The organism is Streptomyces fagopyri, from assembly GCF_009498275.1.
In the GTDB taxonomy this organism is placed as follows: domain Bacteria; phylum Actinomycetota; class Actinomycetes; order Streptomycetales; family Streptomycetaceae; genus Streptomyces; species Streptomyces fagopyri.
Window position 1 is genome coordinate 6,225,559 of sequence record NZ_CP045643.1, and the last position, 26,944, is coordinate 6,252,502.

A 26,944-nucleotide genomic window follows, 5' to 3' on the forward strand; every position below is an offset into this window, starting at 1 on the left:
AGTCAACGGGCGGGCGTGAACTACGAGTTACCGCTTCCTCGGCGGCGCCCGGTTCCCCCACCCCTTTCCCCGGGCCTCTTCCCTCGCCTCTTCCCGCGCCCCTTCTCACGCCCCTTCTTTGAGCACGCGTGAGATCAGCTCCCGCTGCTCCTCGGTCAGGCTCGGATCGGCCGCGTACACCGTCCTGCCGTCCACCGTGATCTCGTAGCTGAAACCGTCCGGGACCCCGGCGGGGCGGGTGCCCCGGCCGGCGGCGACCGCCCGCTCGGCCAGGGCCTGCCACTCACGGCCGTCGGCCCGCCCCGAGGTGTCCAGCTCGGCCCGGCGCTCGATGCCCGCGAATCCGCCCGTGCGCCTCACCTGAATACGCATGGGTCCTGTCTAGTACGGATCGGACGCCGGGGCTACGACGTCGCGACCCCGACCTGCTCCCAGGCCTTCGCCACCCCTTGCAGTTCCTCGCCCTCCCCGTAGCGGGCGCGTGCCGAGGCGACCGTCAGGCCGGCGAAGTCGGTGAAGCTCGCCTGCGACGGGAGCTCGCCGCCGGTCAGGACGTCGTACCAGATCTGCCCGGCACGCTCCCAGGCGTGGCCGCCGAGCGCCTGGGCGACGAGGTAGAAGGCGTGGTTGGGGATGCCGGAGTTGATGTGGACACCGCCGTTGTCGCGGCCGGTCTTCACATAGCCGTCCATCGTCGCGGGCTGCGGGTCCTTGCCGAGCACGTCGTCGTCGTACGCGGTGCCGGGCTCCTTCATGGAGCGCAGCGCCTTGCCGGTGACGCGCGGGGCGAGCAGTCCGGCGCCGATCAGCCAGTCGGCCTCGGCGGCGGTCTGGCCGAGCGTGTACTGCTTGATCAGTGAGCCGAAGACGTCGGACATGGACTCGTTGAGCGCGCCCGGCTGGCCGAAGTAGGTGAGGTTCGCCGTGTACTGGGTCACGCCGTGGGTCAGCTCGTGGCCGATGACGTCGACCGGGATGGTGAAGTCGAGGAAGATCTCACCGTCACCGTCCCCGAAGACCATCTGCTCGCCGTTCCAGAAGGCGTTGTTGTAGTCCCGGTCGAAGTGCACGCTCGCGTCGAGAGGGAGTCCCTCGCCGTTGATCGAGTTCCGCGCGTAGGCGTTGAGGTACAGGTCGAAGGTGGCTCCGAGGCCGGCGTACGCGCGGTTGACGGTGGCGTCCCTGCCGGGGCCGTCACCCTCGCCGCGGACCTTCTTGCCGGGCAGGTCCTGGTGGTGGCGGGCGTCGTAGACGGTGCGCCGCGGCTTGTCGGCGGCCGCGTCCTGGGGCGCGGCCACCGCGGGCGCGCCGATGACCGTGGTCAGCCGGCGGTGGGTGCGTTCGAAGGCGTCGCGCTCCAGGGTGCGGCGCGCGGGTCCGGAGAGCGCGGGGTCCTCGTGCCGGGCCAGCGTGTCGAGGACGTGGGGCGGCACGATGGTGCAGAAGACAGGCTCGAAGCCTGCCGCGTTGGCGGTCATGCCCGGCACCATTGCACTGAGTCACTCCCGTGTCACTACCGGCGACCAAGATCGTGTGAAATGCGGTGATAGGGAGTGCCCCCGTCCGCTCTCCGGTGGTATGAAGGCTCACTCTGAGTGATGTGATGTACTTTTTGTCTGCTTTCTTCCTTATGGGCCGGCGATCCCGCATACTGATACAGCCCCCCGTACGGAGCACGGCTCGGCTAGGCTGCGGAGCATCATGCGTTTCGGGCTGCTTCTCCTTAGCTGCCGCGGCGAGGGCCTGTAGTCGAGGCCGACCCCCTCCCCGCGGAGTTCGGCGTTGCGCCGTCGGCCGTCCTTCCGGACACCCTCTGAGGAGCCCACGCATCATGCCGAACTTCCAGCAGCCCACCGCCATGCCGGTCCACAAGTACGGCACGTACGAGCAGGTGGACATCCCGGACCGCACCTGGCCGGACCAGCGTGTCACCGTCGCCCCCCGCTGGCTGTCGACGGACCTGCGGGACGGCAACCAGGCGCTGATCGACCCGATGTCACCGGCCCGCAAGCGCGAGATGTTCGACCTGCTGGTGCGGATGGGCTACAAGGAGATCGAGGTCGGTTTCCCGGCGTCCGGCCAGACGGACTTCGACTTCGTCCGCTCGATCATCGAGGACGAGACGGCCATCCCGGACGACGTCACGATCTCCGTACTGACCCAGGCCCGCGAGGACCTGATCGAGCGCACGGTGGAGTCCCTGGTGGGCGCCAGGCGCGCCACGGTCCACCTGTACAACGCGACGGCCCCCGTCTTCCGCCGGGTCGTCTTCCGCGGCTCCAAGGAGCAGATCAAGCAGATCGCCGTCGACGGCACCCGGCTGGTCATGGAGTACGCCGAGAAGCTGCTCGACGAGCGCACCACCTTCGGCTACCAGTACAGCCCCGAGATCTTCACCGACACCGAGCTGGACTTCGCCCTGGAGGTCTGCGAGGCCGTCATGGACGTCTACCAGCCCGGCCCCGGCCGGGAGATCATCCTGAACCTGCCCGCCACCGTGGAGCGCTCGACCCCCTCCACGCACGCGGACCGCTTCGAGTGGATGAGCCGCAACCTCTCCCGCCGCGAGTACGTCTGCCTGTCCGTCCACCCGCACAACGACCGCGGTACGGCCGTCGCCGCCGCCGAGCTGGCCCTGATGGCCGGCGCCGACCGCATCGAGGGCTGTCTGTTCGGCCAGGGCGAGCGCACCGGCAACGTCGACCTGGTCACCCTGGGCATGAACCTGTTCTCGCAGGGCGTCGACCCGCAGATCGACTTCTCGAACATCGACGAGGTCCGCCGCACCGCCGAGTACTGCAACCAGATGGAGGTCCACGCCCGTCACCCGTACGTCGGCGACCTCGTCTACACCTCCTTCTCCGGCTCCCACCAGGACGCCATCAAGAAGGGCTTCGACGCCATGGAGGCCGACGCGGCCGCGAAGGGCGTCACCGTCGACGACATCGAGTGGGCCGTCCCGTACCTGCCGATCGACCCGAAGGACGTCGGCCGCAGCTACGAGGCCGTCATCCGCGTCAACTCGCAGTCCGGCAAGGGCGGCATCGCGTACGTCCTGAAGAACGACCACAAGCTGGACCTGCCGCGCCGGATGCAGATCGAGTTCTCGAAGATCATCCAGGCCAAGACGGACGCCGAGGGCGGCGAGGTCACCCCGAAGGACATCTGGGCGATCTTCCAGGACGAGTACCTGCCGAACCCCCAGAACGCGTGGGGCAGCATCCAGGTCAAGACCGGCCAGACCACGACCGACCGCGACGGCATCGACTCGCTGACCGTCGAGGCCTCGGTGGACGGCACCGACACCGTCCTGACCGGTAGCGGCAACGGTCCGATCTCCGCGTTCTTCGACGCCCTGCAGTCCATCGGCGTCGACGTACGCCTGCTGGACTACCAGGAGCACACGATGAGTGAGGGCGCGTCCGCGCAGGCCGCTTCCTACATCGAGTGCGCGATCGGTGACAAGGTCCTGTGGGGAATCGGGATCGACGCGAATACGACACGCGCCTCGCTGAAGGCCGTGGTCTCCGCCGTCAACCGCGCGGCCCGCTGACCACCCTGACCGGCGCTTTCCTGGCTCCGTCCGCCTTCCGGGGCGGGCGGAGCCGCGTCGTTTACCGGCCAATCCCCGTGAAGATCACGGAGAGGTCTCGTCCGGGGTACTGACTCCACATCAACAATGTGGCTAACATCACGCCAGCGCGGCGATGTTGCCGCGGCGTTACGGAGGTGTGCGACGGTGCTGCCAGGGTGGGGACGAAACGGTCGTGCAGTTCAGGTTCCCCGCATCCTGGGCACCCGTACCGCGTGGACCACCATGGGGGACGGCGAGTTCTTCTGTCCGGGCTGCGGAGGCGACCGCAACTACCAGCGCCTCACCGGCCGTCGCCGCTTCACCCTCCTCGGCGTACCGGTCCTGCCGCGCGGTGAGACGGGCCCCGTCGTCGAGTGCGCCGCGTGCCGCCGCCACTACGGCGCGGACGTCCTCGACCACCCCACGACCACCCGCTTCTCGGCGATGCTCCGCGACGCCGTCCACACCGTCGCGCTCGCCGTGCTCGCGGCCGGCGGCACCTGCTCCCGTACGTCCCTGGAGACCGCCGCCGTCGCGGTGCGCTCGGCCGGCTTCGACGACTGCACCGAGGACCAGCTCGCCGCGCTCGTCGAGGCCCTCGCCGCGGACACCGGCCGGCTCTTCGGGGAGCCCTGCGGGGCGGGCCTCGCGATAGAGCTCCACGAGGCACTGGACCCGCTCGCGCCGCACCTCGCGTCGGCCGGCCGCGAATCGATCCTGCTCCAGGGGGCCCGGATCGCCCTGGCCGACGGGCCGTACACGCCCGCCGAACGGGACGTCCTGTCCACCGTGGGCGCGGCGCTGACGATCTGCGCGGACGAGGTGACCCGGCTCCTGGTCGCGGCGCGCACGCCGTACTAGACCGCGGCACGGAGGCACGGAATGATCACCAGGGGTAATCTGTGCGCTACGTGACGTAGCGCGCCTCGCGGTGTGCGAGGCGAGAGCGAGGCCCCCCTGAGACGCAGCCTCGGCGTCGCGCTGGCCGTGGGCCTCCTCGCCGCTCCCGCCGGCGTCGGTACGGCGTCCGCCGCCTCCCCGTCGGCGGCCTCCCGGTCGGGGCCCCACTGCGCGGTCTCCGTGCCGTACACCGCGGGCCGGGACGGCTACGACACCTACCGCATCCCCGCCGTCGTCCGGACCGGCGCGGGCACGGTGCTCGCCTTCGCCGAGGGGCGGCACGACGGCGGAGGCGACACGGGGGACATCGACGTCGTCCTCAGACGCTCCGCCGACGGCGGCTGTACGTGGGGTCCGCTGCGGGTCGTCGCGGACGGCGGCGGGAACACCCGGGGCAACCCGGCCCCCGTCGTGGACCCCCGCAGCGGCCGCGTCGTGCTGCTCACCTGCTTCAACGGCGGCGGGGTGACCGAGGCGCGGATCATGCGGGGCGAGGCCGCGCGGGGACTCGGCCGCCGTGTCTTCGTCCAGACGAGCCGTGACGACGGCCGTCACTTCTCCGCTCCCCGGGAGATCACCGGCGCGGTGAAGCGGCCGTGGTGGCGGTGGTACGCCACCGGGCCCGGCCACGCCATCGCCCTGCGGCACGGTCCGCACGCCGGGCGGCTGGTGGTTCCCGCCGACCATTCCTCGGCGCCGCCGCCGGGCTCCGCCGACACCGGCCGGGAACCCCGGTACTACGGCGGCCACGCCCTCTACAGCGACGACGGCGGCCTCGACTGGCGGCTCGGGTTCGTCGACGACTCCTACGACGGACGGCTCAACGTCAACGAGAGCGGGGTGGCCGAACTTCCCGGCGGGCGGCTGTACTTCACCGCGCGGGACCAGAACGGTACGGGGGGCGCGGGCGGGCACCGGCTGGACGCCTACTCCGACGACGGCGGACGGACGCTGTCCCGGCCGTACGCCGTCCAGCCGGCGCTGAACGACGTGCCGGTGGTCCAGGGCGGCGTCCTGCAGATGCCCGGCCCGCACGCTCCCCTGCTCTTCTCCGGGCCGTCCGTACCTCACGCGCGGCGGGCCATGGCCTTGTGGAGCAGTGCGGACTCCGGCGTCACGTTCACCAGGGCGATGACGCTCTCCTCGCGGCCGGCCGCGTACTCGGACCTCGTGCCGCTCGGTTCCGGGCGGGTCGGGATCCTCTACGAGACGGGTGAGCCGGGCCCGTACGCCCGCATCGAGTTCCGTCGGCTCGCCCCGAAACCGTCGGGGTGACGGTCCGGGGGCGGAAGAACCTCTACAGAAGGCCCGCCGTCGCCAGATACTTGCCCACCCGCTCCACCTCCCCCTCCGACAACGGCACCTGCGGCTCCGCCGTCACCGGACAGGAGATCACCCCCCGCAGATACAGCGCGGCCTTGAACGCCCCGAGCGCGGACGACCCACTCCCCATCCGCCCGGAGTCACCGACCCCCACCATCCCGAACAACGCGCACAACCGCTCCTGCTCGGCCCGCGCCCGCTCCCAGTCCCCCTCCCGGCAGAGCCGGTCGATCCGCACGTACCCGTGCGGATCGACGTTGGCGAGACCGGGCACCGCCCCGTCCGCCCCCAGCGCGAGCGCCGAGTCGACGACGAGTTCGGAACCGGTGAGGACACTGAATCCGGCGACACCGGGACGCGTCCTCGCCCCCGTCACCACCGCGCGGAACCCGCCCAGGTCACCGCTGGAGTCCTTGAGACCGGCCAGCACCCCGTCCGCGGCCAGTTCGAGCACCAGCTCCGCGTCCAGCTTGGTGTGGACGGACACCGGCAGGTCGTACGCGAAGACCGGCACGGAGGAGCGCGCGGCGACCAGACGGTAGTGCCGGGCGATCTCCGCCGGGTGGGTACGGGCGTAGAAGGGCGCCGTCGCCACCACCGCGTCCGCCCCCGCCGCGGTGACCGACGCGACATGGTCGAGCACCCTGGGGGTCGTCATGTCGATCACCCCCGCCAGCAGGGGCAGCCGGCCGCCGAGGTGCGCCTTCACCGTCCCCACCACCAGCCGGCGCTGCGCGTCGGTCAGATACGCCGCCTCCGAGGACGAGCCGAGCACGAACAGCGCGTCGACCCCGGCGTCCACCAGATGGTCCACGAGCTTGATGAGCGAGGGGACGTCCACCTCGCGGTCCGGTGTCAGGGGCGTGCAGACGGGCGGTACGACACCGGTCAGCGGGGCGGGGATCGGCATGGAGGCTCCCTAGGGCTGATGCTGGTGATGCTGGGCGGGGATGTCGGCCACGGGGGGAGAGACCGCCACCGCCTGTGCCACCAGGTCGTGCGTCGACTCGCCCTCCCGCACAGGATGGTGGCACCGGAAGCGGTGTCCGGGGGTCGACGCGGCCGTGAAGTCCGGCATGGCGGACGCACAGGTGCCGTCCGCCTTCCAGCAGCGGGTGCGGAAGGGGCAGCCGGTCGGCGGCCGGGTGGCCGAGGGCACCGGGCCCGCCAGCGGGATGGGGTCGATCGGTGCCAGAAGACCCGGCGTGGCCGAGAAGAGGGCGCGGGTGTACGGGTGCCGGGCCCGGGCGGTGACCTCGGCGGCCGGGGACTCCTCCACGATCCGGCCGAGGTACATCGTGACCACGCGGTCACTCATCCTGCGTACCGTCTGGATGTCGTGCGAGACGAACACCAGCGCGAGCCCGAGCCGCTCCTTGAGGTCCAGCAGGAGGTTGAGGATCTGGGCGCGGACCGACACGTCCAGCGCGCTGGTCGGCTCGTCGGCCACCACCAGGTCGGGGTCGAGCGCCAGGGCGCGCGCGATGGCGACGCGCTGGCGCTGCCCCCCGGAGAGCTGCCCCGGCAGGGCCTCCGCCAGGGCCCTGGGCAGGCCCACCAGGGACATCAACTCCTGTACCCGCAGCTCACGTCCGGCCGGTGTGCCGCGCCGGTGCACGTCCAGCGGGTCGCGCAGGATCCGTCGTACGGACAGTCGGCGGTTCAGTGCCGTCGACGGGTCCTGGAAGATCATGCCCGTGCCGGCGCCGACGGCCGCCCGTCGCTCGGCCGGCTTCATCGTCCAGAGGTCGCGGCCGCCGAACGTCACCGTGCCGGACGCCGGCCGCTGGACGCCCACCAGCACCTTCGCGAGCGTCGACTTCCCGCAGCCGGACTCGCCGACGACCCCGACCGTCTCTCCGGGCGCGACGGTCAGATCGACACCGGTCAGGGCGTACACCCGGTCGCGGGCGAACGGACCGCCGCTGCGGGCGCGGTGGACGACATGGGTGTCCGCGAGCCGGACGAGTGCGGTCATGCGACGGTCTCGCTCTCCGTGGTCGTCAGCTCCACCGCCGGGTGGTGGCACGCCGCCGTGTGCGCCGGGGTGCCCAGCAGGACGGGTCGCGTCGTCCCGCACACCTCGGTCGCCGACGGACAGCGGTCGGCGAACCGGCAGCCCGCCGGGAAGTCGGCGGGGGAGGGCACGACCCCCTTGATCTGTGTCAGGCGGGTGGCCGCCGACTCCAGGGACAGGACACTGCCCAGCAGGCCCCGCGTGTAGGGGTGGGCGGGTGACCCGACCAGGTCGGCTGTCACGCCCGTCTCCACGATCCGGCCGCCGTACATCACCACCACCCGGTCGGTGACGTCCGCGACGAGCGCCAGATCGTGCGAGACCAGGACCAGGGCGAAGCCCAGTTCCTCGCGCAGCCGCAGCAGCAGCGTGATGATCTGCGCCTGGACGGTCACGTCGAGCGCCGTCGTCGGTTCGTCGGCGACGATCAGCCGGGGGCTGCGGGAGAGGGCCATCGCGATCAGGACGCGCTGGCGCTGGCCGCCGGAGAGCTCGTGCGGGTAACTGCGCAGGGTGCGGGCGGGATCGAGGCCGACCAGCGACAGCAGTTCGGCGGGGGAGCGTCTGCCGCCCCTGCGCACCACCTGTTTCAGCTGTGCCCGGATCGTCATGGCGGGGTTCAGCGACGACAGCGCGTCCTGGTAGATCATCGCCATCTCATGGCCCAGCAGCCGTCGTCGCACCCGCATCGACTCGCCCACCAACTGTCGTCCGTCGAAAAGGACTTGGCCCCGCACCCGGGTTCCCGGCGGTTCCAGGCCCATCACCGCGAGCGCCGTCAGCGACTTCCCGCAGCCCGACTCGCCCACCAGGCCCAGGACTTCACCCGGGCGCACCTCGAAACTGATGCCGTCGACGATGTCCACGCCGCTGTGCCGGGCGTCGAAGCCGATGGCGAGGTTCTCGACGCGGAGGACCGGCGGGCCGGTGGGCAGCGGGCGGGCCCGGGAACGCAGCCGGGCCGCCGCCTCCGCGAGACCCGGCAGTTCGAGGACCGTTCCACTGCCCGGCTCCGGCGTCTCCAGCCGGTCCCCGCCGGCGTCCACCTCCCGCGCGGCCGGTGCCGCCCACGCGTCGGAGACCCCCTCGGAGAGGACGTTCAGCGACAGTACGGTGACCAGCATCAGCAGGCCGGGGAAGACCGTCGCCCACCAGCCGCCGGTCAGCACCATGTTCTTGCCGTCCGCGATGACACTGCCCCAGGACGGGTCCGGCGGCCGGACGCCCGCGCCGATGAAGGACAGCGACGCCTCGAAGACGATCGCCTCCGCGACCTGGACCGTGCAGAACACGAGGACGGGGGCGGCGCAGTTGACGGCCACGTGCCGCAGCACGATGTGCGGTGTGCGGGCACCGATGACCCGTTCGGCCGTCACATAGTCCTCGCCGTACTGGTCGAGCACGTTCGCCCGGACGACCCTGGCCACCGGTGGGGTGAACAGGAACGCGATCGCGCAGATCAGGACCGTGATGCCGCCGCCGAAGACCGCGACCAGGACGGCGGCCAGCGCGATTCCGGGGAACGCCATCACCACGTCCAGGCAGCGCATCAGCGTCTCGTCGACCGCCTTGCGGGAGGTCGCCGCGACCGCGCCGAGGAGCGCGCCCACGACCAGGGCCAGCGCGGTGGCGCCGAGACCGATCGCGAGGGACCAGCGGGCGCCGTACATCAGCCGGCTGAGGAGGTCCCGGCCGAGGCTGTCCTGGCCCATCCAGTGGCCCGCGGAGGGATGCCCGCTGCCGTCGGCCCGCGGCTGCTGGTCGAGCGGGTCGTGCGGGGCGAGAAGGGGAGCGAACAGCGCGAGCAGGACGACGAGGGCCAGGAAGCAGACGGCGAACCGGGACAGGACGGGGAGCCGGCGCAGCCGGACGCCGGGCCGGGCCAGGGCCGCCGCGAGACTCTTGCGCGTGATGATCATCGAGCGGCGTCCCTCAGACGTGGATTGACCAGCAGATACAGGATGTCGATGACGAGGTTCACGACCACGAAGCCGGCGGCCGTCGTCAGGACGACCCCCTGGACGACCGCCGGGTCGCCGTTCTGTACGGCGTCGATCATCAGCTTGCCCATCCCGGGCAGCGAGAAGATCGTCTCGATGACGACCGCGCCGCCCAGCAGATAGCCGACCCGCAGTCCCAGCACGGTCAGGGGGTTGATCAGGGCGTTGCGGAGCACGTTCCGCCCCACCACGACCAGCGGCGGCAGCCCGCTTCCGACCGCGGTCCGTACGTAGTCCTTGTCCAGTTCCTCGACCACGGCCGTGCGGACGATCCGGGTGAGCTGCGCGGCTACCGGCAGCGAGAGCGCGAAGGCCGGCAGGGTCATCGTCCGCAGCCAGCCGCCCAGCGAGTCACCGGGGTTGACGTATCCGCCGGTGGGGAACCAGCCCCGGTCCACGGCCAGGTACTGGATCATCAGCAGCGCCAGCCAGAAGCCCGGCGCCGCCACCCCGGTCAGCGACACGACCCGGATGACCTGGTCGGGCAGCCGGTCGCGGTGGAGCGCGGCGGTGACCCCGCCGAGCAGCGCCAGCACCACCGCGATGCCGAGGCCCAGGAAGGTCAGCTGGAGGGTGAGCGGCAGTGCGGTGGTGACCTGGTCGACGACCGGTGCCCGGGTCAGGGCACTGGTGCCCAGGTCGCCGTGGAGCAGGTCGCCGACGAAGTGGACGTAGCGGAGGGGGAAGGGGTCGAGCAGGCCGTTGCGTTCCCGGAAGTCGTGCAGCTGCCGCGGTGTGGGGTTGGCGCCCTGGAAGAACGCGGACGCCGGGTCGACGTCCGAGAAGCGCATCACCAGGAAGACGAACAGCACGATGCCGAGCAGCAGCGGGACGAGCAGGGCGACCCGGCGGGCCAGGATGCGGACGATGGCCGTCATCGGCGAACTCCCCGTCCCTTCATGCCCACTTGGCCTGGAGGAGGTTGATGCCGGGGTAGGGCTGGGCCCTGACCCCGGAGAGGTTCCCGGGATCCCAGGCCGTCATCAGCTCGTTGTGCACCACCGGGTAGAGCACGGCCTGTTCCGCGACGACGTCGACGTAGTCCTGGATCATCGCCCTCTTCCGGTCGGCGTCCGGCTCCCGTGTCGCCCGGTCCATGTCCTTGAAGAGCTGCCGGGCGACCGGGTCACCGGCCCAACGGGCGTATTGCATCCACAGGTTCCGCGGGCCGTAGTTGTAGTGCATGATCAGGTCGGCGTCGAGTCCGAACTGGTTGGGGTTCGAGGCGGCGGCGACGACCTGGTAGTCCTGCTTCTGGTCCATCTTGGTGAACACGGCCGTCGTCTCCTGCGGTGAGAGCGTGGTCTCGACGCCGATCGCGTCCCAGGACGCCTTGATGGTCGGCAGACAGTCCACGATCCAGCTGACGTTCACCGCCAGGATGTCGATCCTGAGCCCCGACACCCCGGCGGCCGTCAGGAGCTTCTTCGCCTTCTCGGGGTCGTACGCGTAGACGGTCTTCGCGGCCCGGTGGGCCGGGTTGCCCTCGTTGAGGAACGAACTCGACGGTTTCCCGTGCCCCCTGAGGGCGACCTCGACCATCTTGCCGGTGTCGATGGCGTAGTGCAGGGCCTGCCGCACCCGTACGTCGTCGAAGGGCTTGTGCCGGGTGTTGAACATCAGGAAGAGGTTGTTCATCCCCGCGCCGCCCTGGACGCTCATGCCGCCCTTCTTGAGCTGCTCGATGTTGGCGTACGGGATGTTGTCGGCGATCTGCGCACCGGCACTGGCACCCGAGATCTTCGCGACGCGTGGGGCCGCGTCCACGATCGTCAGCCAGTTCATCCGCTTGAAGGCGGGCGGGCGCGGGCCGTTGTAGCCGGCGAAGGCCTCGAAGGTGGTGTTCGACTTGGGGTGGTGGGCGGTCTGCCGGTACGGCCCGGAGCCGACCGCCTTCCCCTTGATCGCGTCGTCCCAGGCACCCGGCCGGGAGAACACGTGCCTCGGCATGATCTTCGCCAGGGTGAGCCGTGAAAGGCCGTCGGGGAACGGGAACTTGAGGACCAGTTCGACCGTCGAGGCGTCGATCCTGCGGGCCTTCTCCAGCCAGCTCTCGAAGAACCCCTTGGCGAGGGTCTGGGTGTTCGGGTCGAGAATCCGGTCGAAGACGAAGACCACGTCGTCGGCGGTGACGGGTTCGCCGTCGTGGAAGGTGGCCCCGGATCGCAGCGTGAACTTCCACGAGGTGCCGGTGAGGTCGGAGGGGACCTCGGTGGCCAGGGCCGCGTAGGGCTCGCGGGAGATCGGGTCGGTGTCGAGCAGACCCTCGTAGATGTGCTGGTTCGCGGCCATCGAGAAGGCGGACGCGGTCTGTGTCGGGTCCCAGCTCCCGTCGTTCCCGTAGCCGATGACCGCGGTGAGCGCGGCGTCCTCGCCGCCCTTCCCGCCGCCGGTGTCGTTGGTGGACTGCGGGCCGGACGAGCAGGCGGCCAGCGACGCGGAGAGTGCGGCGGCCGCGCCGAGCGCGCCCGTGTACTTCAGGAACGACCGGCGGTGCGGCGCCGGGAGATCGGTCACGTCGCGCACGGTTCCTCCAGTGGGGAGAGGTGGTCCGAGAGATGGAGATACGACGTCCTACGTCATGGGGGCAGCGTGACCATAGGAGGGGCGGTGGGGGCGGTCAAGGGTTCGCACACGAATGGCGTATCTTCCAGGGGTGCGACCAATGAAGCCTTGACATAAGGGTAGTTGGTACTGAATACGCCCGGAGGTGGGACGTCGGATGTCCAGTGAGCGTACGATGCGGCGCATGGCCGAGGAGACCGGGAGTCGGCGCAGGCCCGAGCGCCGGGTGAGCAGCCAGATCCAGCGCGAGGTCACGCAGTTGATCCTCGACCGCAGACTCCGGGCGGGCGCCCCGCTGCCCACCGAGACGGAGCTGATGAACGACCTCGGCGTCAGCCGCAACTCCGTCCGTGAGGCGCTGAAGGCCTTGCAGGCGCTCGACATAGTCGATATCCGGCACGGTTACGGCACCTATGTCGGCCAGGCCTCTCTGACCCCCTTCGCCGACGGCCTCACCTTCCGCACGCTCGCCCGGCAGGACGACACGAACGAGACCGGGGCGCTGGCAGAGATCCTCCAGGTCCGCGAGGTCCTGGAGGAGGGGCTGATACACCGGGTCGCGGCGGTGCTCACCGAGGCCGAACTCGACCGGCTCGAAGCCGTCGTGGCCGAGATGGAGGAGGCGGGCCGCGCGGGCCGGCCCTTCCCCGAACTCGACCGGGAATTCCACGAACTGCTGTACGCGCCGTTGGGCAACGCACTGGTGCCGCAACTGCTCGGCGCCTTCTGGACGGTTTTCAGCCGGGTCGCCGGCGTCCGCGGCTGGACGGACGACCCGGCACCCGGGGTGACCGTCCGCCGCCACCGGGACATCGTCACGGCGCTGCGCGCCCGCGACGTCGAGGCGGCGCAGCGCGCGATGGCCGACCACTTCCGCGGAATCGAGGCTCGGGCGGCGCAGGCGTCGCGCGGCGTGAGCTGAACCGGCTTCCGGTACGGCGCGGCGGTCCGGCTCGGGGTGCCGTCCGGCCGGATCCGCCCACGTCGGCCCGGTGAAGAGCCGCGGCCGGGCCTCCGGCCGCCCGGGCAGCCCCGCCGTCCCGGCAGCCCCGCCGGGACGGCCGCCGCCCGAGCGGGCGGTGGCGTTCGTCCGTGGCGGGCGTGGAGGGCACGGGGTGGAGTCGCCGTGGCGGCGGCGGTCCGTACGGGGCCGCGGTGAGCGAGCACGCTCCTGACCGCCCCCGCGGAGCCGGTCCTGAACCCCGGGCCGCTCCTCGGAGCCGCCCCGAACCCCGGCTCAGGCGTCGAGCCGCCACACCTGGAGTTCGTTCGTGTCCTCGGAGACCGTGCACCAGCTGCCGTCGCCCAGGGCCAGGGGGACACCGGACACCGGGAACGGATAGCCGACCTCGCCGAGCAGTCGCATGTCGCGCACGTCGACCAGCCAGTGCCGCCCCGCCCCGAACTCCTCGTCGGCCTCGACCGTGCCCGTGATGACGGTGTGCTCGTCGAGGAAACCGGCGTAGTAGTCCCAGTGCACCTCGGTCTCGTCGATCTCCGGCGGGAGCGCGGGATGGGGCGTCACGGCCTCGTCGGCGTCCAGCTCGGAGACGACCGAGCCGTCCGCGACGCGGTGCAGGGCGAGGAGTTCCTGATAGTGGGTGACCGTCAGGAAGTGCTCGCCGGACGGGCTCACCGCGAGCAGTATCCGGTCGTCGTCACCGATCCGGTCGACGGAGAGCCGCTCGCCGTCCCAGTGGCCCCACAGCAGCGGCACCCCGTCCTGGCCCTCGCCGACACTCAGCCCCATCTGCCCGGGGTCCGGGTGCGACACATGGTCCGAACCGGCGGCCACCGTCTGCGCGTCCGCCTCCCCGAGCACCGTCCCGTCGGCCGCGTCGAGCACCAGCCACTCGTCGAGCACCTCGGGGTCCTCGCCGCCCTCGGTGAGCGGCCCGCGCACGTGGGCCCACACCAGCTTGCCGTCCGCCGAGAAGACCGCCGAGCCGCTGTCGGCGTACAAGTGGTCGCGGCTGTCGGTGTATTCGTCGACCGAGGCGTGCAACTCCGGGCAGCCGCCCTCCCAGCAGCCGTGCCGCACCTCCCACAGGGTCGCTCCGTGTACGTCGACCGCCCGTATCGCGTGCAGGCCGGCGAAGACGGCGACGTCCAGTCCCGGCGCGACGGTGCGCGTACCGAAGCGGCGCCGCCACGGCGCCGGGAAGCGCGCCACGGAGGGCTCGCCCGCGAGCGCATCCGCCAGGTCGTACGCGGCCAGTTGGGCGTCGTCGCTCTGTAGGACGAGTGTCCGGTCCGGCAGGCACAGCACGTCCGGAGCGCCGGCCGTGGCCGAATCCAGCGGGCCGGCGAGCGTGGTGACGAGACGGGCGCTCGCGGACATGGTTCCTCCAGTGCGGGTGATGCGAGACGGCGTTGGGTGCACAGTACGGCCGTCCGCCGACAACGCCGCACGCACCCGCCCCCGTACGCACCGGGTCCGCTCGTCCCGGCGTGCGTGAGCGGGTGGCCCTGACGCACGGCGAGTTCGGCGCCGGCGCCGGCGCGGGGGCCGGTCTCCGGGTGACGGCCCGCCGCCTGTCCCGCCGTCGACGGGTGTCCGGCGACGATCCGTGGCGTCCTCGCCTCGCTCCGCCCCGCAGGCGACCGGCGATCGATCCGTACGGCCCGGAGACGGTCGCCCTCGCCGGCGACTCCGTGATCGCCCCGACCGCCCCGGCCGCCCCCCGGGGTGAACTCGGTGCGGCGTGGAATTTCCCAGCGGTGCGCGCGCCGTCGGCCTTCCGCGCATTTGGCCGGCCGTACTCGAAAGGACCATCGGGTTCCAGGTTTTTTCGATCCGCGACGACGCATCCGAACGTGTTTTGCGAATGGGCCGTTCGAGCCGTCCGGAGTGGTTCCGAAAGGAAATCGCACACCCTCTGCCGTGCACCCTTGGCCACAGGTCAAACGTCCCATGACGTGCAGTACTTGTCGAAGGCAGACTCCTGCCGAGTGTAGGTGCACAGTGGCATCACGGAGACACGAAGCGTGAAACTCCATAAGTCCGGGGAACAGGGTGAGGGCACAACACTCGGCGTCCCGCGCCGAAGAGGCGGAGGTAACGGTGGAGGAATTGCGGGCAGCACGGAAGAAGGCCGGAATTACGTTGCCGCCGCACCGGACCGGCCGGGCGGCACTGCGGTGAAGCCGCCGACGAGGCCGCCGGTCGGCTCGTACGCCGTGGACGGGGACACCGGGAGGGTGGGGATGGTCATGGGGCACGTGGGGCCGTACGTACAGCTGAGGCCGCTCGGCGGCGGCAGGGAGTGGGACTGCGATCCGGGCGCGGTGCGCCGGGCCACCCCCGCGGAACGGCTCAGCGCGGCCACCGCGTACGCCAACGCACGCAGCCGCGGCGAGGTCCCTTGAAGGCGGTGACGGGAGCGGGCGGGACGAAAGGGGCCCGTCCGGGCCGGGCGCGGGCGCCGTAGGCGAGAATGGACCGCATGAGTCTGTTCCGCGACGACGGCATCGTGCTGCGCACCCAGAAGCTGGGTGAGGCGGACCGGATCATCACTTTGCTCACGCGCGGTCACGGCCGGGTACGGGCCGTGGCGCGCGGCGTGCGGCGCACCAAGTCGAAGTTCGGGGCGCGCCTCGAACCCTTCTCCCACGTGGACGTGCAGTTCTTCGCCCGGGGCAGCGAGCTGATCGGACGCGGCCTGCCCCTGTGCACACAGAGCGAGACGATCTCCCCGTACGGCGGCGGGATCGTGACGGACTACGCGCGGTACACGGCGGGGACGGCCATGCTGGAGACCGCCGAGCGGTTCACGGACCATGAGGGGGAGCCCGCGGTGCAGCAGTACCTGCTGCTCGTCGGTGGGCTCCGCACCCTCGCCCGCGGTGAGCACGAACCGCACCTCGTCCTCGACGCCTTCCTGCTGCGCTCCCTCGCCGTGAACGGTTACGCCCCCAGTTTCAGTGCCTGTGCCAAGTGCGGGATGCCGGGACCGAATCGGTTCTTCTCGGTCGCCGCGGGAGGTTCCGTCTGCGTCGACTGCCGGGTGCCCGGCAGCGTCGTACCCTCGGCGGGAGCCCTCGAACTCCTGGGCGCACTGCTCACGGGAGACTGGGAGACCGCGGACGCGTGCGAGCCGCGGTTCGTCCGGGAGGGCAGCGGGCTGGTTTCGGCCTATCTGCACTGGCACCTGGAGCGCGGGCTGCGCTCGCTGCGGTACGTCGAGAAGTAGTGCAGAGCAACAGACGCAAGACCTAGGGAGACGAGAGACACATGGTGGTACGCGGGTTCCTGGGGCGCCAGCGCCGCGAGTACGAGACGCCGGAGCCGCACCCGTCCGGTGCCCGCGCGCCCAAGCTTCCCGGCGAGCTGGTCCCCAACCACGTGGCGATCGTCATGGACGGGAACGGCCGCTGGGCCAAGGAGCGCGGGCTGCCCCGCACCGAGGGCCACAAGATCGGCGCCGAGCGGGTGCTGGACGTGCTGCAGGGCGCGATCGAGGTCGGCGTCGGGGCCATCTCCCTGTACGCGTTCTCCACCGAGAACTGGAAGCGTTCGCCCGACGAGGTGCGCTTCCTGATGAACTTCAACCGCGACTTCATCCGCAAGACGCGTGACCAGCTCGACGCGCTCGGCATCCGGGTGCGCTGGGTGGGCCGGATGCCCAAGCTGTGGAAGTCGGTCGCCAAGGAGCTCCAGATCGCCCAGGAGCAGACCAAGGACAACGACCGGCTCACTCTGTACTTCTGCATGAACTACGGGGGCCGCGCGGAGATCGCGGACGCGGCGCAGGCCCTGGCGGAGGACGTGCGGGCGGGCCGGCTCGACCCGGACAAGGTCACGGAGAAGACCTTCGCGAAGTACCTCTACTACCCGGACATGCCGGACGTGGACCTGTTCCTGCGGCCCAGCGGCGAGCAGCGCACCTCCAACTACCTGCTCTGGCAGAGCGCCTACGCCGAGATGGTCTTCCAGGACGTCCTGTGGCCGGACTTCGACCGCCGTGACCTGTGGCGTGCCTGCGTGGAGTTCGCCCAGCGCGACCGCCGCTTCGGTGGCGCCGTCCCGAACGAGGACCTGCTCGCCATGGAGGAAGCGATGCGGGGCCGCCCGGAAGGGGCCTGACACCCACGGACGCGGATGAGGGGGGTGCCCGGCCGGGCACCCCCCTCATCCGCGCCTGCCGTGATGTACACGACCGCGGCGGGACAGCCCGCGCGCGCCGCGGCCGGAACCCGGCGCGGCGCGTCTCTCACCGGCGGTCCGCGCGTCTCTCACCGGGTCCGCGCCTGTCACCGGTGGTCCGCGCCGCCCGTCGGCGGCCTCGGGCACCCGTCGGTGCCGTCCGCTACCCCTTGGCGGCGGCGCAGTCCGCGCAGGTGCCGAAGATCTCCACCGTGTGCGCGACGTTCACATAGCCGTGCTCCGCCGCGATCGTCTCGGCCCACTTCTCGACGGCGGGGCCCTCGACCTCGACCGCCTTGCCGCAGACCCGGCAGACGAGGTGGTGGTGGTGCTCGCCGGTGGAGCAACGGCGGTAGACGGACTCGCCGTCTGAGGTGCGCAGCACGTCCACCTCGCCGGCGTCGGCGAGGTTCTGCAGCGTGCGGTACACGGTGGTGAGCCCGACGGAGTCACCCTTGTGCTTGAGCATGTCGTGGAGTTCCTGCGCACTGCGGAACTCGTCCACCTCGTCGAGCGCCGCCGCCACGGCGGCACGCTGCCGGGTGGAGCGGCCCCGAACGGGCGATCCAGCGGTAGTCACCGTTGCCTCCTCGCGTCTGCTCTTGCCCGGCCATTGTGCCAGCCCGGACTGTCCGTGGTCAGACGCCGACCTTCCGTTCCGGGGCACGGCCGGCCGGAATCACGCACTCCGCCGGGTCCCCGGCCGACTGTCCGGCCGCCGCGGCGCGCGCCCGGCGCCGGGCGAGCGGTGTCGCCAGCACGGTCAGCGCGATGAACGCCCCGATGGTCAGCAGCACGATCGTCGCACCGGGCGGCACGTCCTGGTAGAACGAGGTCACCGTCCCGCCGATCGTCACGCTCACCCCGATCGCCACCGCGATCACGAAGGTGGCGACGAAGCTGCGGCTGAGCTGTTGCGCCGCCGCGACCGGCACCACCATCAGCGCGCTCACCAGCAGCAGGCCGACGACACGCATGGCCACCGTCACGGTGACCGCCGCCGTGACGGCGGTGAGCAGGTTCAGCGCGCGCACGGGCAGGCCGGTCACCCGTGCGAACTCCTCGTCCTGGCTGACCGCGAACAGCTGCCGGCGCAGCCCCACGGTGACCAGCACCACGAAGGCCGCCAGCAGGCAGATCGCCGTCACGTCGGACTCGCTGACCGTCGAGAGCGAGCCGAAGAGGTACGAGGTCAGGTTGGCGTTCGAGCCGGCCGGCGCGAGGTTGATGAACATGACGCCGCCCGCCATGCCGCCGTAGAAGAGCATGGCGAGCGCGATGTCGCCGCGTGTTTTGCCGTACCAGCGGATCAGCTCCATGATCACGGCGCCCAGCACGGAGACGGCCGTCGCCATCCACACGGGGTTGGCCGACAGCAGGAAGCCGAGGCCGACGCCCGTCATCGCCACATGGCCGATCCCGTCGCCCATCAGGGCCTGCCGGCGCTGGACCAGGTAGATGCCGACGGCGGGCGCGGTGATGCCCACCAGGACGGCGGCGAGCAGCGCCCGCTGCATGAAGGTGTAGTCGAAGATCTCCATCAGCTCAGCAGTCCCGTCCGGATCGGTTCGGCGTCGTGAGCCGTGTGCGGGTGTACGTGGTCGTGGCCGGGCAGGGCGTGCTGGCCCACCGCGGCCGGGGGCGGCCCGTCGTGCAGGACGCAGCCGTCGCGCAGGACGACCGCGCGGTCGATCAGCGGCTCCAGAGGGCCCAGTTCGTGCAGGACGAGCAGCACCGTGGTGCCGGCCGCCACCTGTTGCCTGAGCGTCCGCGCCAGCACCTCCTGGCTCGCCAGGTCGACGCCCGCCATCGGCTCGTCCATGATCAGCAGTTCGGGTTCGGAGGCCAGCGCGCGGGCGATCAGCACCCGCTGGTGCTGGCCGCCGGAGAGGGCGTTCACGGAGTCCTTGGCGCGGTCCGCCATGCCGACGAGCTCCAGGGCGTGCCGCACGGCCTCGTGATCGGCCCGGCGCAGCACGCCGAAACGGGCGCGGGACAGCCGGCCGGAGGCGACGATCTCGGTGACCGTGGCGGGCACGCCGCCGGCCGCGGTCGTGCGCTGCGGGACGTACCCCACGCGCCGCCACTCGCGGAAACGGTGCCGCGGTGTACCGAAGAGCTCGATCTCGCCCCCGCTGACCGTGACTTGGCCGATGACGCTGCGCACGGCGGTCGACTTGCCCGAGCCGTTCGCGCCGAGCAGCGCGACGACCTCGCCGCGGTGGACGGTGAGATCGATGCCGCGCAGGACGGGGCGTGAGCCCAGTTCGGCGGTGACACGGCGCAGGGATATGACCGGCTCGGTCGTCATGCCGTCCTCCGTAGGGATCACTTGGCGCCCAGAGCCTTCTGCAGCGCCTTCAGGTTGGACTCCATGACCTGGAAGTAGTCGTCGCCCCGGGACTTCGCGGTGATGCCCTCGATCGGGTCGAGGACGTCCGTTCCCAGCTTCGCGTCGCCGGCGATGGTCTTCGCGGTCTTGTCGCTGACGAGCGTCTCGTAGAAGACCGTCGAGACGCCGTCGGCCTTCGCCATCCTCTCAAGGTCCTTCACACGGTTCGCGCTGGGCTCCGACTCCGGGTCGAGGCCGTTGATGGCCTCCTCGGTGAGTCCGTAGCGCTCGGCGAGGTAGCCGAAGGCGGCGTGGGTGGTGATGAAGGTGGTGGTCCTGGTGCTCCGCAGCCCGTCGGCGAACCGGGTGTTCAGGGCTCCCAGTTTCCCGACCAGCGCGGCGGTGTTCTTCCGGTAGTCGGCGGCGTGCCCGGGGTCGGCCTTCTCCAGGCCCTTGCCGACGCCCTGGGCGACCTCGGCGTACTTCACCGGGTCGAGCCAGATGTGCGGGTCGGTGGCCCCGGTCTCCTCGCCGTCGCTGTCGTCGTGGGCGGCGGCGTGCCCGCCGACCTCGTTGCCGTGCTTCTCCAGTCGGGTCAGCGACGCGGCGTCGATCTTCGTGCCGACCTGGGACTGGGCGACGGCGGTGTCGACGGCCGGCTGCAGGCCCTTGAGGTAGACGATGGCGCCCGCCTTCTCGAGCCGCACGGTCTGCCGGACGCTGATCTCCAGGTCGTGCGGTTCCTGGCCCGGCTCGGTCAGGCTCGTCACGTGCACGTGCGTCCCGCCGATCTGCTCGGCGAGGAACTGCATGGGGTAGAACGACGCCACGACGTCGAGCTTCCCGTCGTTCCCGCCGTCGGCCGCCGCGGACCCGGAACAGGCGGAGAGGGTGCCGAGACCGAGAGTGGTGGCCGCGAGTGCCGCGGACCCGGATATGAGGCGTCGTCGTACGTTCATGACAGTCATTTTCAACAAACCTGGAAACGATTGTCAACAAGCCCTGGGCAAGTCCTCGGTGAACGGCGGGCGAGGAGGGTCGTCACCGAACCGATTTGATACGAGGGTGGGCGGCGCCGGTAACCTGAGTCATTCGCGCCGTCCGTCGTACTGAAGAGAGCATCGTGGCCGCCGACAAGATCGACACCATCGTCAGCCTGAGCAAGCGCCGTGGCTTCGTTTTCCCCTGTAGTGAGATCTACGGCGGACAGCGTGCCGCTTGGGACTACGGCCCGCTCGGCGTCGAACTCAAGGAGAACCTGAAGCGCCAGTGGTGGCGCTACATGGTCACGTCGCGCGAGGACGTGGTCGGTCTCGACTCGTCCGTGATCCTGGCCCCCGAGGTGTGGGTCGCCTCCGGTCACGTCGCCACCTTCACGGACCCGCTGACCGAGTGCACCTTCTGCCACAAGCGCTACCGCGCCGACCACATGGAGGAGGCGTACGAGGCGAAGCACGGCCGCCTGCCCGAGCACGGTCTCACCGACCTGAACTGCCCGAACTGCGGCAACAAGGGCACCTTCACCGAGCCCAAGCAGTTCTCCGGCCTGCTCTCCACCCACCTCGGCCCCACGCAGGACAGCGGCTCCGTCGCGTACCTGCGCCCCGAGACCGCCCAGGGCATCTTCACCAACTTCGCCAGCGTGCAGACCGCCTCGCGCAGGAAGCCGCCGTTCGGCATCGCGCAGATGGGCAAGTCCTTCCGCAACGAGATCACGCCCGGCAACTTCATCTTCCGCACCCGCGAGTTCGAGCAGATGGAGATGGAGTTCTTCGTCAAGCCGGGCGAGGACGAGCAGTGGCAGGAGTACTGGATGGAGCAGCGCTGGAGCTGGTACACCGGTCTCGGCATGCGCGAGGAGAACATGCGCTGGTACGACCACCCGGCCGAGAAGCTCTCGCACTACTCCAAGCGCACCGCCGACATCGAGTACCGCTTCCAGTTCGGCGGCAACGAGTGGGGTGAGCTGGAAGGCGTCGCCAACCGCACGGACTACGACCTGACGGCGCACTCCAAGGCGTCGGGCCAGGACCTGTCCTACTTCGACCAGGAGGCCGGCGAGCGCTGGACCCCCTACGTCATCGAGCCCGCCGCCGGTGTCGGCCGCGCGATGCTGGCCTTCCTCCTCGACGCCTACGTCGAGGACGAGGCCCCCAACGCCAAGGGCAAGATGGAGAAGCGCACGGTGCTGCGCCTCGACCCGCGCCTCGCGCCGGTCAAGGTCGCCGTCCTCCCGCTCTCCCGCAACCCGGAGCTGTCGCCCAAGGCCAAGGGCCTGGCCACCGCGCTGCGCCAGAACTGGAACATCGACTTCGACGACGCCGGTGCCATCGGCCGCCGTTACCGCCGCCAGGACGAGATCGGCACCCCGTTCTGCGTCACCGTCGACTTCGACACCCTCGACGACAACGCGGTGACGGTGCGCGAGCGCGACTCGATGAAGCAGGAGCGCGTGTCGCTCGACCAGATCGAGGGCTACCTCGCGTCCCGTCTGATCGGCTGCTGACCGACCGCTGACCGACCGCTGACCGACCGGCGGCCCGCCGCTGACCGACCGGCGGCCGGCCGACCGGCCGACGGCGAAGCCCCCGCCCCCCGTGACCACGGGGGGGCGGGGGCTTCGTGGTGTCTCAACGGCCCTGCAACGCCTTCACGTTGTCGCCGAACGTCCAGTTCTTCGAGCCGTCCCAGTTGACCGACCACGTCATGAGGCCCTTGAGCGAGGTCCCGTAGTGGCGCCAGGCCTGGGAGACGAGGCTCGGTGACATGTAGCCGCCGCCCGCCCCGGACTGGGCCGGCAGACCGGGGACCTGCTTGTCGTAGGGCACCTTGACGGTGGTGCCCTGGACCACCAGTCCCTTGTTCAGGCAGTCCGTCTGCGCGACGAAGCCCTGGACGGTGCCCGCCGCGTACGAGTCGCCGGAGCAGCCGTACATGCTGCCGTTGTAGTACTGCATGTTCAGCCACCACAGGCGGCCGTTGTCCGCGTACTTCTTGACGATCGGCAGGTACGCGCCCCAGATCGAGCCGTACGTGATGCTGCCGCCGGTGACGTAGGCCGTCTCGGGTGCCATGGTCAGCCCGAAGTTCGCGGGCATACGGGCCAGCACCCCGTCGATGATGCGGACCAGGTTGGCCTGGGAGGTGGAGAGCCGGCCGATGTCCCCGCTGCCGACCAGGCCGGTCTCGATGTCGATGTCGATCCCGTCGAAGTTGTACTTCTGCAGGATGGGCACGATCGTCGACACGAACCGGTCCGCGACGGCGGAGGAACTGAGGTCGATCCCGGCGGCGGCCCCGCCGATGGACAGCAGGACCGTCTGCCCGGCCGCCTTGGCCGCGCACATCTCGGCGGGCGTCGCGACCTTCACGCCCGCGTCCATCCCGTTCTCCCACAGTGCGGTGCCGTCGGACCGGATCACGGGGAAGGCCGCGTTGAGCACGTTGTGGCCGTGCGCGGCGATGCGGGAGTCGGTGATCGGGGTCCAGCCGAAGGGTGGGTGGACCCCGTTGGACGAGCCGTCCCAGTTCTCCCAGTAGCCCTGGAGGACCTTGCCGGCCGGGCGGGACTTCACGGCGCAGGTGTCGGCCGCGGACGCGGTGGGGGCGGCGGCGACCGACAGGGGGGCGAGGACGGCTGCCGCCAGCGCGACGGCGAGCAGGCGCAACTTCCGGCGGATCATGCGGGGCCTCCTGGAGTGGGGGACGCGGAGGGGGCGTGTCGCATACATGACATTGCGCGCGGTCCGGACCTGTCGTCAATAGGTCTGGACCAAATGAGGGTGGGGCGCCGAGGTGATCGGAGGGGCGGCCGGAGGCGGTCGGCCCGGTGGCCGCGGCGCGACGCGTGACATGTGACAGCTGACAGATATTGAAATCTGTCAGCTGTCATGTCATGGTGAATGCGGGCCGCCTGCACGGCACCCACCCCCCCCAACCCAAGGAAACCTTCATGCGCACCCGTCCCCTCGGAACGAACGGCCCCCAGGTCTCCGCCCTCGGCCTCGGCTGCATGGGCATGTCCGCGCTGTACGGCGACGCGGACCGGGCCGAGTCCATCGCGACCGTCCACGCCGCACTCGAAGCCGGCGTGACCCTGCTGGACACCGGCGACTTCTACGCCATGGGCCACAACGAGATGCTCATCGGCGAAGCCCTGCGCACCGCCCCCGCGGCCCTGCGCGAACAGGCTCGGACCAGCGTCAAGTTCGGCGCGCTCCGCGACCCGGACGGCGGCTGGGGCGGCCACGACGGCCGGCCCGCCGCCGTGAAGAACTTCGTCGCGTACTCCCTGCAGCGCCTCGGCGTGGACCACATCGACGTCTACCGGATCGCGCGGGCCGACCCCGGAGTACCGATCGAGGAGACGGTCGGCGCGATCGCCGAACTGGTCGAGAAGGGCCACGTCCGGTACATCGGCCTCAGCGAGGTCGGCGCCGACACCATCCGCCGGGCCGCCGCCACCGCCCCCATCAGCGACCTCCAGATCGAGTACTCGCTCATCTCCCGGGGCATCGAGGACGAGGTGCTGCCGACCACCCGCGAGCTGGGCATCTCGATCACCGCGTACGGCGTGCTCTCCCGCGGGCTGATCTCCGGCCACTTCACCGCCGACCGGCAACTGGGCGCGAACGACTTCCGCTCCATGAGCCCCCGCTTCCAGGGCGAGAACCTGCGGCACAACCTCACCCTCGTCGAGGCGCTGCGCAAGGTCGCCGAGCAGAAGGGCGTCTCCGTCGCCCAGATCGCCATCGCCTGGGTGCTCTCACGCGGTGAGGACATCGTGCCGCTGGTCGGCGCCCGCACCCGGCAGCGGCTGACGGAGGCGCTGGGCGCCCTCGACGTCACCCTCGACGCCGGTGACCTCACCGCCATCGAGGAGGCCGTGCCGGACGGCGCCGCCGCGGGCGACCGCTACCCGCGGGCACAGATGGCACACCTCGGCACGGAGCGCTGACGGTACCTCCGGGTACGGTCGTCGTCATGGCACCACCGACCAGCGAGACCCTGACCGCCGAGCGCATCCTCGAAGTGACCGAGGAGGTACTGCGCCGCCACGGCCCCGCCAAGGCCACCGTGGTGGACGTGGCCCGCGCGCTCGGCGTCAGCCACGGCAGCGTCTACCGCCACTTCCGTACGAAGGCGGCGCTGCGGGAGGCGGTCACCAAACGCTGGCTGGACCGCACGTCGCAGACGCTGGCCCGGATCGCCGGGACGACGGACGAGACGCCTCCCGAGGCCCTCAGACAGTGGTTCGGCGCGCTGTTCGCCGCCAAGCGGCACAAGGCGGGCGACGACCCCGAGCTGTTCGCCACGTACACCGTGCTCCTCGCCGACACCAGCAGCGTGGTCGAGGAACACGTCCTGGACCTTGTCGGGCAGCTCGCGGACATCGTCGGCCGAGGCGTGCGCGAGGGAGACTTCGCGGCGGTGGACGACGACGCCGCCGCGACGGCCCGCGCGCTCTTCGACGCCACGAACCGCTTCCACGACCCGGCCTACGCCCGCGAATGGGAACAGCCCGGCATCGAGGCCGAGTTCACGGCGGTCGTCGACCTCGTCCTGCGCGGCCTGCGGCCCTGACCGGCGGGCCCGGCGGAGAGCGCTCAGCCCTCCGTCGGGTCCACCGTCGCCTGGTGGGCCTCGGCGAGGTGCTCCTCCGCCTTCAGCCACGGCAGGAACTGCGCGCCCTTGCGCCAGCCGCAGGTACCGCACCTGATCGTGCGCTGCATCCCCGTCCGCTGGACGTGGACGACGTGCTCGCGGCCGTGCTGGTCCCAGCGGCTCACCTTGCTCGTGTTGATCTGCAGCATGACACCTCCTGGTGTTTCCGCTCGGCTTGCCCGGCAAGGCGTGTGCAGCAAGGAGTGTGCAGCATGGACAAGATCAACGGGGGCTCTTCGGCCACGACTTGACCGCCGGGCCCGCGATGCCGGCGGCCTAGACTCCGCCGCATGACGACCGAAGTCGCCGCCATAGCGCGGGATCTCGCACCGAACGGCACCCTGCGGGCCTCGATCAATCTGGGCAACCCGGTACTGGCCCAGGGCACCCCGCGGTCCCCGGCCGGCATCACCGTGGACCTCGCGCGCGAGATCGGCGCGCGGCTCGGACTTCCGGTGGAACTCCTCTGCTTCGACGCGGCCCGCAAGTCCTACGAGGCGATGGCGGAGGGCCGGGCCGACCTCTGCTTCCTTGCCGTCGAGCCCGCGCGCGAGGCCGAAGTCGCCTTCACGGAGCCGTACGTGGTGATCGAGGGCGTGTACGCGGTGCCCGGTGACTCGAACCTCACGAGCGCCGCCGACGTCGACCGTCCCGGTACACGGATCGGTGTGAAGCGCGGGTCCGCCTACGACCTCTTCCTCACCCGCACGTTGCGGCACGCGACCGTCGTACGCGGGGAGGAGGGCGTCGACACGTTCCGTGCCGAGCGGCTGGAGGCCGCGGCCGGGATCCGGCAGCCGATGACCGCGTATGTCGCGGAACATACCGAACTCCGGCTGATCGAGGACCGGTTCATGCAGATCCGGCAGGCGGTCGGTACGACCAGGACCCGCCGCCCCGAGACCGTGCGCTTCCTCCGTGACCTCGTCGAGGAGCTGAAGTCCGGCGGCTTCGTCGCGGACGCCCTGCGGCGCTCGGGACAGTCGCAGACCCTGGTCGCTCCGCCGGCCGGCCCGGGACCGGCCCCCGTCACCGCCGAACTGCAGTGCGTCGTGCTGGACTGCCCGGACCCGCACCGGCTGGCCGCGTTCTACGCGGAACTGCTCGGCGGCGAAGTCGACCGGCCCGACCGGCGCTGGGCGCTCGGTGCGGGCTGGGCGACGCTCCACACACCGTCCGGCCTGGTCCTGGCCTTCCAGCGGGTGGCGGAGTACGAGCCGCCGCGCTGGCCCCAGCCGAGCCGGCCCCAGCAGTTCCATCTGGACTTCGGCGTCCCGGACCTGGACGTCGCGCGCGAACAGGTCCTTTCGCGCGGCGCGACCGTGCTGGACGACTCCGCCGGGCGAGGCTGGCACGTCTACGCGGATCCGGCCGGACACCCGTTCTGCCTGGTCGGCCACTGAACGACCCGGCGCTCGCCCGA

25 protein-coding genes and 1 pseudogene are annotated in these 26,944 nt (G+C 71.0%); 12 read left to right on the forward strand and 14 right to left on the reverse strand.

Annotated features, from left to right (window positions below; genetic code table 11):
* Window positions 1–105: 105 nt before the first annotated feature.
* A complete protein-coding gene (locus GFH48_RS26805) occupies window positions 106–372 on the reverse strand; it encodes a protealysin inhibitor emfourin (protein ID WP_153290697.1) in 267 nt (88 codons plus the stop codon).
* Window positions 373–404: 32 nt separating this feature from the next.
* A complete protein-coding gene (locus GFH48_RS26810) occupies window positions 405–1,478 on the reverse strand; it encodes a M4 family metallopeptidase (RefSeq protein ID WP_153290698.1) in 1,074 nt (357 codons plus the stop codon).
* Between the two features lie 353 nt (window positions 1,479–1,831).
* Between GFH48_RS26810 and leuA the strand changes: the two genes are divergently transcribed.
* From leuA to GFH48_RS26830, 3 genes are all read left to right on the forward strand, one after another.
* Window positions 1,832–3,553 (forward strand): 2-isopropylmalate synthase, encoded by a 1,722-nt coding sequence (gene leuA / locus GFH48_RS26820; RefSeq protein WP_153290699.1) that lies wholly within the window; start codon window positions 1,832–1,834, stop codon window positions 3,551–3,553.
* Between the two features lie 186 nt (window positions 3,554–3,739).
* Window positions 3,740–4,435 carry a TerB family tellurite resistance protein gene (locus GFH48_RS26825; RefSeq protein WP_153290700.1) on the forward strand — a complete coding sequence of 232 codons (696 nt, stop codon included), beginning with the start codon at window positions 3,740–3,742 and terminating at the stop codon, window positions 4,433–4,435.
* A 72-nt stretch (window positions 4,436–4,507) separates the two neighbouring features.
* On the forward strand, window positions 4,508–5,749 hold the full coding sequence (locus tag GFH48_RS26830) for a sialidase family protein (protein ID WP_407698666.1): 1,242 nt from the start codon (window positions 4,508–4,510) through the stop codon (window positions 5,747–5,749).
* Between the two features lie 22 nt (window positions 5,750–5,771).
* On the opposite strand, the gene GFH48_RS26835 is transcribed toward GFH48_RS26830, so the two are convergent.
* From GFH48_RS26835 to GFH48_RS26855, 5 genes are read right to left on the reverse strand one after another with little or no spacing between them, the layout of a single operon-like run.
* On the reverse strand, window positions 5,772–6,707 hold the full coding sequence (locus GFH48_RS26835) for a dihydrodipicolinate synthase family protein (protein ID WP_153290701.1): 936 nt from the start codon (window positions 6,705–6,707) through the stop codon (window positions 5,772–5,774).
* 9 nt (window positions 6,708–6,716) lie between these two features.
* Complete coding sequence (locus GFH48_RS26840; protein WP_153290702.1) at window positions 6,717–7,775, reverse strand: oligopeptide/dipeptide ABC transporter ATP-binding protein; 1,059 nt, start codon at window positions 7,773–7,775, stop codon at window positions 6,717–6,719.
* The gene (locus tag GFH48_RS26845) at window positions 7,772–9,733 is read right to left on the reverse strand and encodes a dipeptide/oligopeptide/nickel ABC transporter permease/ATP-binding protein (RefSeq protein ID WP_153290703.1); all 1,962 of its coding nucleotides are present in this window, start codon (window positions 9,731–9,733) and stop codon (window positions 7,772–7,774) included. Before GFH48_RS26845 ends, GFH48_RS26840 begins: the two co-directional genes overlap by 4 nt.
* Window positions 9,730–10,692 (reverse strand): ABC transporter permease, encoded by a 963-nt coding sequence (locus tag GFH48_RS26850; RefSeq protein WP_153290704.1) that lies wholly within the window; start codon window positions 10,690–10,692, stop codon window positions 9,730–9,732. The genes GFH48_RS26845 and GFH48_RS26850 overlap by 4 nt, the downstream gene beginning before the upstream one ends.
* A 19-nt stretch (window positions 10,693–10,711) precedes the next feature.
* Window positions 10,712–12,340, reverse strand: a complete 1,629-nt coding sequence (locus GFH48_RS26855) for an ABC transporter substrate-binding protein (protein ID WP_153290705.1) — start codon at window positions 12,338–12,340, stop codon at window positions 10,712–10,714.
* Between the two features lie 214 nt (window positions 12,341–12,554).
* On the opposite strand from GFH48_RS26855, the gene GFH48_RS26860 reads away from it, so the two are divergent.
* Window positions 12,555–13,301, forward strand: coding sequence for a FadR/GntR family transcriptional regulator (locus tag GFH48_RS26860; protein ID WP_153293124.1), 747 nt, complete (start codon window positions 12,555–12,557; stop codon window positions 13,299–13,301).
* Window positions 13,302–13,616: 315 nt separating this feature from the next.
* Here the strand turns inward: GFH48_RS26860 and GFH48_RS26865 are convergent, their stop codons facing one another.
* Window positions 13,617–14,720, reverse strand: coding sequence for a hypothetical protein (locus GFH48_RS26865; RefSeq protein ID WP_153290706.1), 1,104 nt, complete (start codon window positions 14,718–14,720; stop codon window positions 13,617–13,619).
* 800 nt (window positions 14,721–15,520) lie between these two features.
* On the opposite strand from GFH48_RS26865, the gene GFH48_RS26870 reads away from it, so the two are divergent.
* The 3 genes from GFH48_RS26870 to GFH48_RS26880 all read left to right on the forward strand — a co-directional run bounded on the left by GFH48_RS26870 (window position 15,521) and on the right by GFH48_RS26880 (window position 17,465).
* Window positions 15,521–15,748, forward strand: coding sequence for a hypothetical protein (locus tag GFH48_RS26870; protein WP_228120968.1), 228 nt, complete (start codon window positions 15,521–15,523; stop codon window positions 15,746–15,748).
* A 77-nt stretch (window positions 15,749–15,825) separates the two neighbouring features.
* Complete coding sequence (gene recO / locus GFH48_RS26875; RefSeq protein ID WP_194280683.1) at window positions 15,826–16,572, forward strand: DNA repair protein RecO; 747 nt, start codon at window positions 15,826–15,828, stop codon at window positions 16,570–16,572.
* A gap of 41 nt (window positions 16,573–16,613) precedes the next feature.
* A complete protein-coding gene (locus tag GFH48_RS26880; RefSeq protein WP_153290708.1) occupies window positions 16,614–17,465 on the forward strand; it encodes an isoprenyl transferase in 852 nt (283 codons plus the stop codon).
* Window positions 17,466–17,688: 223 nt separating this feature from the next.
* Here the strand turns inward: GFH48_RS26880 and GFH48_RS26885 are convergent, their stop codons facing one another.
* Genes GFH48_RS26885 through GFH48_RS26900 form a run of 4 tightly spaced genes read right to left on the reverse strand, consistent with a single transcriptional unit; the run spans window position 17,689 to window position 20,816 of the window.
* Window positions 17,689–18,105: a Fur family transcriptional regulator gene (locus tag GFH48_RS26885; protein ID WP_153290709.1), complete on the reverse strand. Its 417-nt coding sequence runs from the start codon at window positions 18,103–18,105 to the stop codon at window positions 17,689–17,691.
* A gap of 58 nt (window positions 18,106–18,163) precedes the next feature.
* Complete coding sequence (locus GFH48_RS26890) at window positions 18,164–19,066, reverse strand: metal ABC transporter permease (protein WP_153290710.1); 903 nt, start codon at window positions 19,064–19,066, stop codon at window positions 18,164–18,166.
* Window positions 19,066–19,836 carry a metal ABC transporter ATP-binding protein gene (locus GFH48_RS26895; RefSeq protein WP_153290711.1) on the reverse strand — a complete coding sequence of 257 codons (771 nt, stop codon included), beginning with the start codon at window positions 19,834–19,836 and terminating at the stop codon, window positions 19,066–19,068. Before GFH48_RS26895 ends, GFH48_RS26890 begins: the two co-directional genes overlap by 1 nt.
* 17 nt (window positions 19,837–19,853) lie before the next feature.
* Window positions 19,854–20,816 carry a metal ABC transporter substrate-binding protein gene (locus GFH48_RS26900; protein ID WP_153290712.1) on the reverse strand — a complete coding sequence of 321 codons (963 nt, stop codon included), beginning with the start codon at window positions 20,814–20,816 and terminating at the stop codon, window positions 19,854–19,856.
* A gap of 164 nt (window positions 20,817–20,980) precedes the next feature.
* On the opposite strand from GFH48_RS26900, the gene GFH48_RS26905 reads away from it, so the two are divergent.
* On the forward strand, window positions 20,981–22,363 hold the full coding sequence (locus GFH48_RS26905) for a glycine--tRNA ligase (protein ID WP_153290713.1): 1,383 nt from the start codon (window positions 20,981–20,983) through the stop codon (window positions 22,361–22,363).
* A gap of 124 nt (window positions 22,364–22,487) precedes the next feature.
* Here the strand turns inward: GFH48_RS26905 and GFH48_RS26910 are convergent, their stop codons facing one another.
* Complete coding sequence (locus tag GFH48_RS26910) at window positions 22,488–23,540, reverse strand: chitinase (RefSeq protein ID WP_153290714.1); 1,053 nt, start codon at window positions 23,538–23,540, stop codon at window positions 22,488–22,490.
* A gap of 269 nt (window positions 23,541–23,809) precedes the next feature.
* Here GFH48_RS26910 and GFH48_RS26915 point away from each other — a divergent pair, with 269 nt between their 5' ends.
* Window positions 23,810–24,814 (forward strand): aldo/keto reductase, encoded by a 1,005-nt coding sequence (locus GFH48_RS26915; RefSeq protein ID WP_153290715.1) that lies wholly within the window; start codon window positions 23,810–23,812, stop codon window positions 24,812–24,814.
* Between the two features lie 26 nt (window positions 24,815–24,840).
* Complete coding sequence (locus tag GFH48_RS26920; RefSeq protein ID WP_153290716.1) at window positions 24,841–25,440, forward strand: TetR/AcrR family transcriptional regulator; 600 nt, start codon at window positions 24,841–24,843, stop codon at window positions 25,438–25,440.
* 23 nt (window positions 25,441–25,463) lie between these two features.
* Here GFH48_RS26920 and GFH48_RS26925 read toward each other — a convergent pair whose 3' ends face one another.
* Complete coding sequence (locus GFH48_RS26925) at window positions 25,464–25,670, reverse strand: hypothetical protein (protein ID WP_153290717.1); 207 nt, start codon at window positions 25,668–25,670, stop codon at window positions 25,464–25,466.
* Between the two features lie 141 nt (window positions 25,671–25,811).
* Between GFH48_RS26925 and GFH48_RS39340 the strand changes: the two are divergent.
* Both GFH48_RS39340 and GFH48_RS39345 read left to right on the forward strand, forming a co-directional pair.
* A pseudogene (locus GFH48_RS39340) lies at window positions 25,812–26,525 on the forward strand (transporter substrate-binding domain-containing protein); the annotation flags it as partial.
* Window positions 26,514–26,924, forward strand: coding sequence for a VOC family protein (locus GFH48_RS39345; protein WP_228121404.1), 411 nt, complete (start codon window positions 26,514–26,516; stop codon window positions 26,922–26,924). The pseudogene GFH48_RS39340 and the gene GFH48_RS39345, both read left to right, overlap by 12 nt.
* Window positions 26,925–26,944: the final 20 nt, after the last annotated feature.

What these genes read in the sequence shown, in the direction of transcription:
- GFH48_RS26805 (WP_153290697.1), bottom strand. Translation starts at nt 372, where the DNA reads ATGCGTATTCAGGTGAGGCGCACGGGCGGATTCGCGGGCATCGAGCGC.
- GFH48_RS26810 (WP_153290698.1), bottom strand. Translation starts at nt 1,478, where the DNA reads ATGACCGCCAACGCGGCAGGCTTCGAGCCTGTCTTCTGCACCATCGTG.
- leuA (WP_153290699.1), top strand. Translation starts at nt 1,832, where the DNA reads ATGCCGAACTTCCAGCAGCCCACCGCCATGCCGGTCCACAAGTACGGC.
- GFH48_RS26835 (WP_153290701.1), bottom strand. Translation starts at nt 6,707, where the DNA reads ATGCCGATCCCCGCCCCGCTGACCGGTGTCGTACCGCCCGTCTGCACG.
- GFH48_RS26840 (WP_153290702.1), bottom strand. Translation starts at nt 7,775, where the DNA reads ATGACCGCACTCGTCCGGCTCGCGGACACCCATGTCGTCCACCGCGCC.
- GFH48_RS26845 (WP_153290703.1), bottom strand. Translation starts at nt 9,733, where the DNA reads ATGATCATCACGCGCAAGAGTCTCGCGGCGGCCCTGGCCCGGCCCGGC.
- GFH48_RS26850 (WP_153290704.1), bottom strand. Translation starts at nt 10,692, where the DNA reads ATGACGGCCATCGTCCGCATCCTGGCCCGCCGGGTCGCCCTGCTCGTC.
- GFH48_RS26860 (WP_153293124.1), top strand. Translation starts at nt 12,555, where the DNA reads ATGCGGCGCATGGCCGAGGAGACCGGGAGTCGGCGCAGGCCCGAGCGC.
- GFH48_RS26865 (WP_153290706.1), bottom strand. Translation starts at nt 14,720, where the DNA reads ATGTCCGCGAGCGCCCGTCTCGTCACCACGCTCGCCGGCCCGCTGGAT.
- recO (WP_194280683.1), top strand. Translation starts at nt 15,826, where the DNA reads ATGAGTCTGTTCCGCGACGACGGCATCGTGCTGCGCACCCAGAAGCTG.
- GFH48_RS26880 (WP_153290708.1), top strand. Translation starts at nt 16,614, where the DNA reads ATGGTGGTACGCGGGTTCCTGGGGCGCCAGCGCCGCGAGTACGAGACG.
- GFH48_RS26890 (WP_153290710.1), bottom strand. Translation starts at nt 19,066, where the DNA reads ATGGAGATCTTCGACTACACCTTCATGCAGCGGGCGCTGCTCGCCGCC.
- GFH48_RS26895 (WP_153290711.1), bottom strand. Translation starts at nt 19,836, where the DNA reads ATGACGACCGAGCCGGTCATATCCCTGCGCCGTGTCACCGCCGAACTG.
- GFH48_RS26900 (WP_153290712.1), bottom strand. Translation starts at nt 20,816, where the DNA reads ATGAACGTACGACGACGCCTCATATCCGGGTCCGCGGCACTCGCGGCC.
- GFH48_RS26910 (WP_153290714.1), bottom strand. Translation starts at nt 23,540, where the DNA reads ATGATCCGCCGGAAGTTGCGCCTGCTCGCCGTCGCGCTGGCGGCAGCC.
- GFH48_RS26915 (WP_153290715.1), top strand. Translation starts at nt 23,810, where the DNA reads ATGCGCACCCGTCCCCTCGGAACGAACGGCCCCCAGGTCTCCGCCCTC.
- GFH48_RS26920 (WP_153290716.1), top strand. Translation starts at nt 24,841, where the DNA reads ATGGCACCACCGACCAGCGAGACCCTGACCGCCGAGCGCATCCTCGAA.
- GFH48_RS26925 (WP_153290717.1), bottom strand. Translation starts at nt 25,670, where the DNA reads ATGCTGCAGATCAACACGAGCAAGGTGAGCCGCTGGGACCAGCACGGC.